Raw genomic sequence first — 13,413 nt, forward strand, 5'->3', positions numbered from 1 at the left:
AAACCTTAAAGAGGAATGAAGGTGGGGGTCGCCCGGAGGGGACCAGCCACCTGACCTTCATCTCACCCTGATCTCCCCCGTGAGGAGCTTCTCCATTACGGCCTTCTTCATGCGCTCCAGCTTCTCCTTCTTCGCCCTCTTGGCTTCAATGGCTTCGTCAATTGTCCTGAGGATTTCGGCGATTTTCTTCTGCTCTTCGAGAGGTGGGAGTGGAAGTTTTACCGCCAGAAGATCTGCTTTTCTTATGCCAGCCTGTCCCACATGCCTTATTGCGATCTGCTTGAAATACTTCATCTGCCAAAGGCGAATGAAATTGTACACCAGCCACTCGGGTATTGTTATGTCTTCTTTGACTCGAATACGGGTTATGTGATTGCTGTAAGTGCAAAAATCACATTCTCCCCTGAAGACGGCACTCTTTCCAAGTAAGTCAACACTGTTTGTATTGTTAAACAAAACATCACCTGGCTTCAAAAGATAATCTTCAATGTTTTTGTTCCTGGGTATGGGAACTTTTAAGTAATGGTCAAGCACAACTCGCCCATCGGTTGTTATGTTGTTCATTCTGAGCTGGATTATTCCATTTTCATCTCTTTTTCCGCTTGCAAAGCCCGGTTTTGCTTCGATTATAACATCCTCGACTTTCTTAACTTCCCACTCCTCTGGAATCCTGACCTTCCTGCCGTTGAGCTCAACCTCCTTGAAGCGGGTGTGGTTGATGCCCTGGGTGAGAAGCCTCTCCATTGAGCCCTTCTTGAGCCTCTCAAGCTTCGCGATGCTCTCATCAACGGCCTGGATTGCCTCGTCGATCGTGCGGAGAACCTCGGCGATTTTCTTCTGTTCGGAGAGTGGTGGGAGGGGGAGTTTTATCTTTGAAAGCTCCTTACGAGAGATCCCCTTTATTGTGGTTCCACGAGCCGAAGCAATTATTAATCTGGCTACGAGAGGGGATGTTATGACTCTGACAGCGTACTCTGGCTCAATTTTTTCACTTTTCAAGATAATCCCAGTTAAATCTTGGTTTATCGCAACATCAATTTTGGTTATCGCGGCCTTTCCAAGTCCAACGCGGGTTGCAACGATAATATGCCCCTTGGGAACAATGTTGGTTGAACTGTTCTTAAGGCCAAGCTCTGTGATGTATTTTTCACCCTCAGTAATGTAGTACCCAGAGATTATTGCACTTGTAATCCAAGGAATTTTACCCCCCCAATATTCAGGCTTTTTGGTGGAAGGAGTACCTCCCCCAAGGAATTTCTCTGCAACATCCCCAAGCTCGACAACTTCCCACTCCTCCGGAATCCTGACCTTCCTGCCGTTAAGCTCGACCTCCTTGAACCTCGTCTCCCTGTAAAACTGAAAAGCGGGAAGGGCCTCACTCATTTCCGCCCACCTCCAGAACCCCCTGAATGTATGCCTTCGCCCTCTCGACCAGCTCCCTCTCCCTTGCCTCAATCTCCTCGAACTCCTTGAACTCCTTGTTAAGGTCGATGTGCTCCCTCTCGTCCTCTGGAAAGACGTAAAGGCTGACGTTGAGGTTGTAGTCGTTCTTCCGTACCTCTTCGAGGTCAACAACCCTCGAAAAGCCCTCGATTTCCTTGAACTCACGGTATGCCTCGACGATCTTCTTTATGTGCTCCGGCCCGAGCTGGTTGAGCTTTCTCACTTCAGGGTGCTTGCGGTACTCTCTGGAAGCGTTGATGAAGAGTATCTTCCCCTTCCTCTCCTCGGGCTTGTTGGGGTTGAGCACCATTATTATTCCCGGGGCGCCGGTGTTGTAGAAGAGCTTCTCCGGAAGTAGGACAACGGCCTCGATGAGGTCGTCCTCGACGATGCCCTGCCTTATGGATTTCTCCGAGCCCCCTCTGAAGAGCGCCCCGCTGTCGAGTACGATACCGACCTTCTTCCTCGCATAATACAGCATCAGCTGAACCCACGCCCAATCCGCTGATTGCTTTGACGTGTAGCCGTACTTGTAGATGTGCTTTATTCTCCTGTCGCTCAGCCTTGCCTCGTCGTAGCCGTCCTGGTTCCACGGTGGGTTTGCGATGACATAATCAACCTTGCCATCCTCAACGCCTTCTCCCCTCAGTACCTCCTCCCAGCGGGGGTTAACGAGGCTGTCAAAGCCCTCGAATATCCTGAACTCCTGAATTCCGTGAAGGATGAGGTTGAGCTTTGAGAGTGCCGCCGTCGTCTCGTTGAGCTCCTGGCCGTAGAGCATTATGGCCGGCTCTCCGCCCTCGAGTTTCTCCTTCACGTAGCGGTAGGACTCGATGAGCATTCCTCCGGAACCGCTTGCCGGGTCGAGGATGTCGCTCCCATCTTCGATGTCAAGCAGCTCCACGAGGAGCCTTATGACTTCCCTGGGCGTGTAAACTTCTCCTTCCTTGGCCTTCTGTGGGGCGAAGTAGCTCAGAATCCACTCGTAGGCATCGCCGAGGATGTCGCTGTCAAACTCGGCAAAGTCCACGCGGTTGAATATCTTCACGATCTCCTCAAGCTTGTGAAGGTTGTCCTCCTTGATAAAGCCGATTAACCCAAGAACCTCGACGAGCTTCTTAAGGTCGGCCAACTCAGGGTTCATCTCGGATATCTTGATGAGGGCGTTGGCCATCTCCTTAATGCTCTCCCTCTCTTTAACGACCTCGTGCCAGGTGTAGAGTTTGCCGGTCTCCTCATCGAAGAGGTGGTAGTACGCCCTGTTCACCTGCATGTAGGCGGCAATTTGGGGCTTTCCCTCTTTCATGAGGTCCTGGGCTTTTTTCATCCAGCGGTCGCTGATTGCCTTGTAGAAGAGGAACACGAGTAATGACTTGTAGTCGAGGCCGCCCCTTATCTGATCTGCTGCAGCTTTGAGGAGCGAGATGAGTTTGTCGCGGGTGATCTTGCTCTCCGTCGGGAACCTCAGGCGGTAATAAGTTTTCCTGTAGTCATAAACGTCTTTTCTTGCGATTATCAAGCCGGCCCTTCTGAGAATTGAGAGAACTTCCCCGACGTTTTTGGTGGTGAACTTTGCTTCATCAATCCCCTTTTCCAGGAGTTCCTTTCTCTTTTTCTCAAAGAGTTTTTCAACGTCTTCCTGGGTGAATTCTTTGTCTCTGAACGCTTCTTTTATGAGAAGGTACCTCTCCCGAACCCAGGGTTGGAGTTCGCTGAGAATTGTCCATTCGTCGGCACCGTTCTTAACACCAGTTTTGGATTTCGCCTTGGACCTTGGCATGGGGTTCACCATAATCAGTGAAGCACTTTTACCTTAAAAGTTTTGTGGTATTGATTTGGCTTAAAAAATAAGTTAAAATGAAATGACTTATTTATCCTGAAAACCCCGGTAAGGCGTCCTGCTCATCCATGGGGTAAAGGGTCCAATGGACAACCATGGCCATAAATTGTGGATTGGCCAACAAGTACACGGCGTTTGCGATATCGGTAAATACGTCCTCAAGCAATTGCGTTGCCCTGTACATTCCTGGAGCGACTTCCTCGAATAAGTAGTCCATAAGATTGTCAAAGAGTAACTTGGCAATTGGGATGCTTGTTTCGTCTTCAGTTGCTCTGAATTCCCTTGAGATTATGGCGTCAATGTCCGCTTTGGATAACGGCGTTACACGTGCATTACAATACAGTTCACTGAAAATCATCTCCCATGCTCTCATGTTTGGAACGTTTATTAAGAGAAGTTTGAGGATTAAGATGCTCTTCGCGTCTTCAGGAACGCGGTTCAGCATACGTCTGAAATAGAGTATCTCCGCGTGGGCCCGCCGCATTCTGACCTCTTGGATACCGTAGTAAAGAGCTTCGTATACGTCCATAAACAGTGCAGACGGCATGAATGAGTCTTCTGAGCTTCTTGCTACATTCTGAACGAACAGGTCGTCGAAGTATTTCTGGATTACTTCGACTACCAATTGGGCAGCTTTATCATCTGCCTCCTTGGCAATCGCCTCTCGGAAGAAATTGAGATATTCTTCCATGCTTATGTCGTCGAGATTGAAAATCCGATCGTTGAAGGTGCTGTGGAACATCTCAAGGACAGTTTCCCAGACTTCTACATCAGGCAAGACCTCCTGAAGTTCCTGGGATATCTTCTGAATCTTCCTCAATGAACCAAGCGCCTCTTTGGACTCCTTAACAATTTTGGATATCCAGTATGCTCTTTCGACCGCCCTCATTGAGTACACCCGAAATTTAGTAAGTAAAACCAAGAGTTTAAATGCATAACGGTTGGCAATGTAGATACCAATACTGACCAAGATCTCCCCAATTAATGAAACAACAGCTCAGAGAGTTCCAGGAGCCGCAAAGTCTTTGAGAATTCAAGAATTCAATCTTTACCGATGCCATGATGTCTGTTGAGCCGGTCCCTCTCAATGTCTGTGAGATAAAGGGCTACCATGTCAATTGGATAATTGGAACGAACGAGTACTCTTCGAACCCTTCCATTGTCTTCCTGAATCCGCCTGATTACAATTGGCTCCACAAAGTCCTCATCCTTGTAGATTGATTCCACATCCTCGAATTCATCATTGAGATATTCTGCCACCTGCCGGATTTCCCGCGAAACAGTGCCCTTATGTACCCGAAGAATCTCCGAGAGGGCCGCAATGCAGAGTTCTGACTCCATGCAGGGGGCGGAACATTTGGAGCAAACTCCCCCATTCTGTCGCAGATATTGTTTCCACTGAGGCGCATCCTCGAGTACGGTAAGATACCGAATGACCTTGTTGGCCTTTGGGGTCACCAGTATTCGCGGGTTAATACGCTCTTTGGCCATCGGACACACCGTTTTTATGAGCCGTGGAAGTGGGTGGTTAAATATTTCGGTTACCCTCTCTGGGCAGCATGTTCGCGGGAGACTGCCAACCCGAGCATGTTCGTTTTTGTACATCACCTCGTGTAAACTTTTTGCTTTACACGGAGAATCACCAGAGTAGTGCGCCAATGCACTGAAATTTTTGAGCATTGGTGCTTTTAATTGTGCATGAATGTAGTCACGAATATTATTCGACCGTGATGGTTGTGGAGTGAAGGGGTTTCGGCTTTTTTTGACAAATGTAACCGAAATGGCTGCATATAAGGGGCAAGTTACACACACCCTTAAAGTGCGCAAAAATCAGGGTAGGGTGATATGGGGATATACCTCACAACCGGTTGGAAACTTTTACGCCTGTTCATTACAATACATAAATAATACACTGCTGTCCGAGTTTGAATATATCACCATATCACCAAGCTTCGATTTTTTCGCACTTTTCGGGGTGTGACATCTTATGTATATACACGTACAGGACAAGTCTGGGGATAATCATGCACAAAAATGGCTATCAATGTAATTACTACGGCAAGTTGATATATCACCATATCACCTTACATACGCAAAGACAAACGTTTACAAAGTTGGTGATATATGAAAAAGCCCTCTCAGGGCTTAAATTTTTTGAAGTAATTCTTTATACTTGAAAGTTGTTTCATTTCATATCACCATACCACTGTCCATTTTTGTCATGCACAAACATGGGGAGTGATATGTATTAAATGTATTCATTTGGCCACGAAAAAGAAGGCTTCTCAGGGCTTCTTTTCAGCCCTCTCGTGTAAAGCAATTGATTTACACAGAGGCTTTTTGATGGGGATGTCAGGGGACACCCCCCATGGATCAGATATCCACAACCGGATACTCCTGAACACTTACAATGTGTTCTTTCCCAATGCCCAATTATGTTCGTTGGATAAGTGGCAACCGTGGATTAAACAGAAGAATTATTGAAACCAGGCATGCAAAAAGACGGTTTCTCCAGGCTTTTTTTCACAGTTTTCGGGGTTTCATTTGTGGCAACCTTCATGATTATGAGCAGCATTGTTGGCGTACAAAGGATAAAACCCCACCAGAGAATAAGATAAAAGGCTTCCCACACTTGGCCAATGCACAGTTCTGTACTCTCATAAAATCTTGAGGTGACATTTCGGAGAGTGATTCCTCAGCTCAAAGCCCTCGGGGCCATCACTGAAGATTGACTCAAACAAAAGTTCATACAAAATTGTCATCACCACCCCTGAAACTGCACTTGCCCAGTTGAAGTAACGGCGACCATAATCTCATCACAAAAGTCAATCACGTCGAGAGTTCTCTCTTTTGCTTGTCCCTGGTAGTGTACTGGAGAGATAACACCGAGAATTATCGAAAACAGATGAATGAAGAGAAGCACTCTGCAGGCATTGGTAAGGTCATGGTTTTCAGAGAATAAGGTTCCAAGACACGTGAAGATAAGAAATCTCCAAAATTTGCTCTTAAAAGTAGGCTGTCAAGAAGCAGTTTTTATCAATTAAGAGCCAAGTATTTGCGTTTTTACTTTTACACGCTTTTTCGGAGAGATTCGACAAAATCGAATGGTGTCCGTGCTCAAAAGGGCGAAATGTTTAAATATTCGTGAGTTTAACATACTCTCGGATAACCCGGGCATGATTATCACCGGGGGTTTTCCCTCTGCGACCGGGCCCCCCAACCCCGACGGTCGCAGGGGAGACGACCCATGCATGTACTGTGCTTTCGTTTTTGTTTTTACGATTATGATTCCACTTGTGCAAAGCATTCACTTTACACGGAGAGTTGAGAGATACCAGACATTCCAAGGTACACAAATGGACTCTCATTATTTATACGCCAGAAGCTTCGGCCATATACTACCAAAGGAGAACTTCCTCTCCCATCCAGGCCCGCTGGAAAAGGACGAACTTTTTAAAAAAAGCCGTTTTGAGAGGATTTTCCACTCTTTGACAAGCTGGTGAGGGGTTTTGTGGTTTTTTCATGCTTGAGCAGGTGGCTGGTGTTGGCAGGTTTTTTACGAGACTACGAGTTCTCACGGCCCAGATGAGACTTTTCAATTTTCACCGTGTTTTTTCGCCGAAAACGGGCTTTTCCGGGCTTTTTTCACCTTTGCCTTCGAGATGAATGTACAAAGTTGCGATTTCGTGATTTGGAAAATCGGGTTTAAACGTAAGAATTAATGAAAATGGGTGGGTGAAAAGGAGCGTTCTCCGGGCTTCTTTTTATCTGTGATTTTCCAAAATGAAAAATCGAGGGGGTGTTTTTGGGTTCACGATTTCGTGATTTGGAAAATCGTGAGTGCTCTCGATTTCGCGTTACGGAAAATCGGACTCATGGCACATAACGGGAGCATTTTTTACTCATGATCTGTGCTGGTAAGAGGCGTAAGAGGCTGTTGAAAGTCTTTGTTGCGGAGTTCGTGTCAATGAAAACGTTGACACGAAGATACAATTCTGTTGGGTAAAATGGTTGTCGAAAGGCCACTTTTTGGTAGCGCGTGTAAACTGGGAAGTTTACACGGAGCACATCAGGACGTGTGTTAACAAGAACACCCTCTGCTCAAGTACGAGGGTTGTCAAAATTCTTCTGTTTCACATTTGTGAACAACTTATTCAAGTAAAGCGGTTGTCAAAGGGCGGCTTTTTGAGACCGGTTTTTAACGAGAGGGAGTAAAAGGGTTGTCGAAATTCTTCTTTTTGAACGGGTTGGTGTAAAGTGATTGCTTTACACGAAGGCTTACGACCCCGGCACCATCGGGGGGTCTCGTCTTTCTGGGTATTGTTCAGAGGGTCGTGTAAAGAGCATTGGATTACATGTCCTCGTGTAAACCTTTTGATTGACACGAGCTGCTGGGGTGTGAGCACTCCACTACTTATTACCTCGGGTTTTCCCCACCATATAACGGGCGGTTGCTGGTTGCCAAGGTTGCAAAGGTTGCCAGCACTTTTCCAAGAGTGGGGGCATGAGTCAGTAATGGGAATATGGTGAAGGTCCGAGGAATGGTTATTTCGGCGGATAAGGGATCTCCGAGGGGATTATACGGGAGTTGTTTTTGGTGGGACAACTTTGGCAACTGCGACAACCTCAGCAACCGTGGCAACTCTGGCAACCGTGCAACTCATGAGCTCAAAAACTCAAAGAGATCATGGATTTTTCAATTCTTATGAGTAACAAGCCCGCTTTTATTCTTAATTCCGCACCATGACTGGGGTAAGAGACACTTCGGGATTTCCAAAAAAGCGATAACGATTACATATATGGTGAGAGGGATTGAGAGTGTGCTTGTCTCGGATTTTATCTCCACCCCAGCCCTCAACCCCCAGCTCGGCAGGATTGTTTTTATTCCCACACCATGAGAGGAGTTGAGTACTCTTCCGGAGTTCCCCCGAGAAGTAAACAACGGTTTCTTATATGATGTGCTCCCCCTGAGCGAGATCTCGTGTAAAGGGGAGGTTTACACACAAAGTGCCGTTTTCCAACAACCTTTTCCTCCCAGGGTAATGCTTCGGAAGCATTTCTCGCCCTCGTTCGCCGTGTCAACCAGTCAGTTTACACGAAGAAATTTACGGATAAATACGATGACACAGAGATATGTTTATATTGTCGCATAATGGGGGCCCCCTTTTGTGGTGTGGTATGATGTTGGATGGAATGAATGCTTCAAGTATGGGTGTTCTGGCTCAGGCCAGGGTGGATGGTAAGGTCTGCAGGGAAAGACGAGGTAGTGCCAATAAAGTGCCATCCTCAATCTCCATCAACTTCTCACGAGAGGTGGAAAGCCTGGTAGGTGGTCTGATTTCAATGAACATCCTTCCAGTAAGTGCCTCAAGAGCCACCTTCGGCAGAGATGCGGTCGTATTTGCTCTCGGAAGTTATGATGATGCAATCAGACTCTACGAGGATGTTGCGGACGGTCGTAGAGCTTACTCAGGCAAAGTGTTGAAGGTGGAGAATCTTGACCCGGTTTACTACAGTAGAACCGGGGGTGAAGCCAGATGAGTGAACTCACCCCGGGAAAAGTTCTCGCTGATGTTTACAAAGTTATCCAAGACCACCCGGAGGCTGGCAGGCTCGCGATTGAGCTGAGGTTCTACCCGGTGATTAAGTCCGAGTGGGTGCTCTTGAACGACATTGAGGACAAGGCTCGGGACATTGATAAGGTTCTGGCCAAGAAGAACATTATTAATGGTAAGGAAGCGTATGTGTCAATGGCGATCCACGATTTTGGGGCGGTTAAGAAGAAGTTGGAGAAGCTCAGGGAGAAGGCGGAGGGGGAGCGAGCTCGTAGGATTGGGCTTGAGAACGTTCAGGGCGAGGCAAAGGGCAAGGTTCACCCGACGGTGAGCAACTACACGCTTGCGTTGGTCGTGGATATAGATATTGAGGAGGTTCACAAGTCGAGGGTTGTTGAGGACGTTGAGGCGGTGTTTGAGAGGGCGAAGAAGGGTTGGCTTGCTCTCCGGCCCGTGTTTGAGGAGCTTGGAGTGTTGCCGAGGTATGTGTTCTTCACGGGCGGTGGTCTTCAGATTTGGTTTGTTGCTCCGGAGCTTGAGGATATTGCGGTGATTGACAGGGCGTCGGGTATTGTTCCAGGCGTGCTGAATGCTTTGCTTCCAGAGGGCTTTGTCGTGGACAATATCTTCGACAGGGCGAGGATTGTCAGGGCTCCGCTGACGGTGAACCACAAGTACAAGGCTCCGAACGGGGCGGGGCTTGGTGTTAAGGGCAGGCTCATTGAGTTCAATGACGTGAGAGTGTCCCTTTCAGAGGTCCTTGATAAGCTTGAGGCGTATGCAAAGGAGAAGGGTATTCAGTTGGGTGGTCAGGAGAGGGCGAGCGGTGTTCGTGTGTTCGGAAAGGTCAGGTATGAGGTTAAGAAGGAGAGGCTGGAGACGTTGGCCCTGAACCTTGCTGACGAGCTTGCTCCGTGGTTCAAGAAGGTTAAGGAGAGGGGCGGATCTTGGCATCACTTGGTCAATGCCATCGGGGCGTATATTGTCAGGAACACGAACCTTTCGCTTGAGGACCTTATTGGGAAGGACAACCCGGACGGCACTCACGTGGTTGGGCTTTGGGAGCTGGTGTTTCAGAGGCTCGTGGAGAAGGGTGCTGAGGACCCGAGTGATTGGTTGAACAGGCGGAATACGATAAAGGATGTTTACGAGAAGCACATTGCGGGCAAGCCGCTCGGCACGAGGGCTTATCTCAAGAAGTATCTCCCGGTGAGTGATGAGGAAGTTGTTGAGATTTTGATGGCCGCCAGGCGGGCCTTACTACCGTTTTTGAAGGGGGTTAAGAGGGCTGGTTCCTCGGGGTTTGGTGTTTTCCCGTATAAGGACACGGCCCCGAGGAGTTGGAATGAGGTGGAGGCGGAGCGGAAGAGGGCTACGGGTCTCTGGTATGTGTGGAGTCTGGCGTTCAGCACGGCGGAATACATTTTCACGGACGAGCTCTCCAAGGCGGGCACGTTTTTCATTTTGGTGAAGGAGGGCAAGAGTATAAAGAGCGTCTTCAACGAGACGCTCTTCAGGTCGTTCATTGAGGAAGGGCTCGGTTACAAGTATGGGATGCCGGTGAGGAGGGACGAGCTCTTCGAGAGGCTCGTGGAAGTGTTCAACATTACCGACGAGGAGGTCAGAGGGGTTTACATTGACGCGGCTCTTTCACTCCTCTCTCCAGTAGGCATGAGGACGCCGCCGTGCATTGAGGAGTTCATAATGGAGTTCGCGGCGAACGGCAATCTTCCAGAGGATAAGGTTCGCCACCTCGCCCGGTGGATTAAGTTGTATGCCAAACCGCTCAAGCACTCAACGACTACGACGAAGCTTGTGGGTGCGGGGTATAATGTTGATATGAGGATGGCAGTTTGGGCGAAGCTGGTCGAGTTCTTTGCAGAGGACGATGAGGTGGCTGGAGAGCTGGTGAGGATTTTCAAGGAGGAGTATAAGGAGGCAGAGCCGCCGTTCACGTGCATTGGAGCAAGGACTTGCCCGTTCTACCTTAAGGACGATGTGGCAAAGATGTGCCCGTTCATCTTCCCGAAGGAGAAGGAAATTCTCGCGGTGAGCCTCATTGACGTGCAGAGGCACGAGTCCGACGGTATTGTCATTCTCGTCGGCGGGGCCAGAGAGGTCAGGACTTTCATTAAGAAGGGCAAGGTCGAGTGGGTAAAAAGGACGAAAAAGACGGAGAAGTATCCAATTGCGGAGTGGTTCATTGACGTGTTCGCTACGGAGTATCTCGGCGTCCCCCCGGACAACCTCGACTTTGACTTGAAGGATGTTACGGGTATTTTGAAGAGTAGGGAAAGGGTGGTTCCGAGCCAGCTCAACGAGGTCGAGGACTGGTATGAGAAGTTCGTCGAGTGGTTGAAGAGGGAGAACGAGGTAAGGGGCGTGCTCCCCTACAAGAAGGCGGATGTCCACCATTTATTCATAAAGGATAATATGATTGGCATCCCGCCAGCACTCGCGGAAGAGTTCTACCGCTACGAGGCGAACATTAAACCCTCGGAGTTCAGGGAGATGCTTGAGGTAAAGCTGAGCATCCACTACAAGAAGAAGGCCGTAAAGCTGAGTGTGGGTGAGAAGAAGGACGTAAGGCGGTGTTATCTCGTAAGCTTGGAGTGGTTCAGGAAGGTGGTGGGAGAGCCGAATGTGAAGGATGTGGTCATGGCAGGTGATATTGCCCTCAGCGGGCTGGTCTATTATGAGAGCGGCGAGGAGGTGGTTGAATGACTGCCTCGGCTCTCACTTCTACTCCGTATGTTGTCAAGATTTATGGCCCGCCAGGGACTGGCAAGACGAGAGCTCTTAAGAACCTTGTTGAGTGGATGACAGGAATTAATCCAGAGGTTAAGGAGGAACTGATGGAGAAGGGCTTTCCAGAGGAGTTCTTGGAAAGTGTGTTCGGGAAGTATGATGTTTCAGAGATTGCGTTCGTTACGTTCCAGAATTCAGCCCTTAAGGAGTTTGTCGAAGAGAGAATCAATATGAGCCTTGAGGAAGACAGGAGGGCCGGAAAGCCGTTGAGGTATTTCAGGACGGTGCACGGGCTTTGCCAGACGCTCCTTACAGATTTCGAGGTGAGCGATTGGAAGGTGATTTCGAGGCGCATGGGTGGACTCGGCCCGGAGAGGTGGTTCCAGATTTTCGCGGCCCAGCAGAGGAAGAAGGACCCGAGCTTCAGGTTCGACCCGGACGCGATGGGGGCGGCGAACCCGTTTGAGAAGGCGAATTATCTCTGGCAGGTGAAGAGTAGGGTAATAAACAGAGAGTACCACAAGCTCGAGGGAGAGAAGATTCATCTGAGGATTTTGGACGAGCTTCCACCGAGTTTGCACGACCATTATTTCGACTGGTTGATGTTCAAGAAGGAGAAGAGGATAAAGGACTTCGATGATATGCTGATGGACGCTTATGACGCCCTCAAGGCGGGAGAGATTTATCTCCCGACCAAAGTCCTCATCGTGGACGAGTTTCAGGATTTAAGCCCGCTCCAGTTCGAGATTTTCAAGATGTTGGCAAGGGATAAGGAGTTGGTGGTCATTGCAGGCGATGATTGGCAGACCATTTTCACATGGATGGGTGCAAGCCCAGAGTTCCTCATTAATTACCCAGCGGATCTGGAGCTTATGTTAAAGCGGACGTTCAGGTTGCCCGAGAGGGTGCTCAAAAAGGCTCTCAGTTATGCAAAGGAGAAGCTCAGAAACGGTGTTTACAAGGAGATGGTGAGCACAGGAAAGAGGGGTGCAGTAGGCGTCCTTTATCGGGTTTCGACGAAGAAAGAGGCCGACTTGGACTTGTTGGCAGGGGTAATTATTGGCGAGTTGAAGAGAGGTCACTCGGTCTTTGTTCTCACGAGGACGAATGCTCAGGCGTTGCACTTTTTCGGTGAACTTTACAAGAGGGGGTTCAAGCCGAAGACCCTTAAGAGGTCTTCCCGATGGAAGAAAAGAGTCTCAAAGGTTGGGGATTTCTTTGACGTGATCCATTCAATTATTGAGGTAGAAAGCGGGTCCCCAACGAGGGAGGATTTCAAGAGAGTGGCGTGGGTTACAGGTCTTATCTCAGAAGAGGAGTTCGACGAAGACTTGCCGCTCGTAGAGTATATCAGACCTAATTGGAAGGGGAATATTCAGTTGGATAAAGTTCAGGAGATTTGGGGCAGATTGGCGAAGCGGTTCCTTGAGAAGATCATCAATGACGGCATAAAGCCGATGGAGGGCATTCCAGAGGATTACGAGCTTTACGTGGACACAATTCACGCCAGTAAGGGTCGTGAAGCGGATGTAGTATTCCTCATTAATGAGATGCCCACCCGGAACTGGAGAAAGTATCTCCGGACGCCAGAGGAGGTTGAAGCGGAAGCTCGCGTATGGTTCGTGGGGATGACGAGAGCCCGGAAGGGGTTACTTATTATCAACACGGACAAGCCGTTCACTCTTTGATCTTTTCTCCCACGTTTTGTCCCGATTCTCCAACTCCCTCTGGGGATTGCGTGTAAAGGCAAACGTTTACACGTGTACCGGCACGGTTCGTGTCAATCGATTGGTTTACACGCAGAAGTGTTATTTTCTCTCCCCCAGG

At 48.8% G+C, this 13,413-nt stretch carries 8 protein-coding genes; 4 read left to right on the forward strand and 4 right to left on the reverse strand.

The window, feature by feature from the left end; translation table 11 throughout:
* Positions 1 to 57 precede the first annotated feature (57 nt).
* The 4 genes from APY94_RS00090 to APY94_RS00105 all read right to left on the reverse strand — a co-directional run bounded on the left by APY94_RS00090 (position 58) and on the right by APY94_RS00105 (position 4,888).
* On the reverse strand, positions 58 to 1,383 hold the full coding sequence (locus tag APY94_RS00090) for a restriction endonuclease subunit S (RefSeq protein WP_083500576.1): 1,326 nt from the start codon (positions 1,381 to 1,383) through the stop codon (positions 58 to 60).
* Complete coding sequence (locus tag APY94_RS00095) at positions 1,376 to 3,235, reverse strand: HsdM family class I SAM-dependent methyltransferase (protein ID WP_083500577.1); 1,860 nt, start codon at positions 3,233 to 3,235, stop codon at positions 1,376 to 1,378. The genes APY94_RS00090 and APY94_RS00095 overlap by 8 nt, the downstream gene beginning before the upstream one ends.
* Before the next feature lie 79 nt (positions 3,236 to 3,314).
* On the reverse strand, positions 3,315 to 4,172 hold the full coding sequence (locus APY94_RS00100) for a hypothetical protein (RefSeq protein ID WP_058937712.1): 858 nt from the start codon (positions 4,170 to 4,172) through the stop codon (positions 3,315 to 3,317).
* Positions 4,173 to 4,324: 152 nt separating this feature from the next.
* On the reverse strand, positions 4,325 to 4,888 hold the full coding sequence (locus tag APY94_RS00105; RefSeq protein ID WP_157065420.1) for a hypothetical protein: 564 nt from the start codon (positions 4,886 to 4,888) through the stop codon (positions 4,325 to 4,327).
* A 1,502-nt stretch (positions 4,889 to 6,390) separates the two neighbouring features.
* Here APY94_RS00105 and APY94_RS13290 point away from each other — a divergent pair.
* The 4 genes from APY94_RS13290 (at position 6,391) to APY94_RS00125 (ending at position 13,274) form a co-directional block, all read left to right on the forward strand.
* Positions 6,391 to 6,786, forward strand: a complete 396-nt coding sequence (locus APY94_RS13290) for a hypothetical protein (protein ID WP_169791789.1) — start codon at positions 6,391 to 6,393, stop codon at positions 6,784 to 6,786.
* 1,678 nt (positions 6,787 to 8,464) lie between these two features.
* Positions 8,465 to 8,824: a hypothetical protein gene (locus tag APY94_RS00115; RefSeq protein WP_058937715.1), complete on the forward strand. Its 360-nt coding sequence runs from the start codon at positions 8,465 to 8,467 to the stop codon at positions 8,822 to 8,824.
* On the forward strand, positions 8,821 to 11,562 hold the full coding sequence (locus tag APY94_RS00120; RefSeq protein WP_058937716.1) for a hypothetical protein: 2,742 nt from the start codon (positions 8,821 to 8,823) through the stop codon (positions 11,560 to 11,562). Before APY94_RS00115 ends, APY94_RS00120 begins: the two co-directional genes overlap by 4 nt.
* On the forward strand, positions 11,559 to 13,274 hold the full coding sequence (locus tag APY94_RS00125; protein WP_058937717.1) for a UvrD-helicase domain-containing protein: 1,716 nt from the start codon (positions 11,559 to 11,561) through the stop codon (positions 13,272 to 13,274). Before APY94_RS00120 ends, APY94_RS00125 begins: the two co-directional genes overlap by 4 nt.
* Positions 13,275 to 13,413 lie beyond the last annotated feature (139 nt).

Source organism: Thermococcus celericrescens (assembly GCF_001484195.1).
Classification (GTDB): Archaea; Methanobacteriota_B; Thermococci; order Thermococcales; family Thermococcaceae; genus Thermococcus; species Thermococcus celericrescens.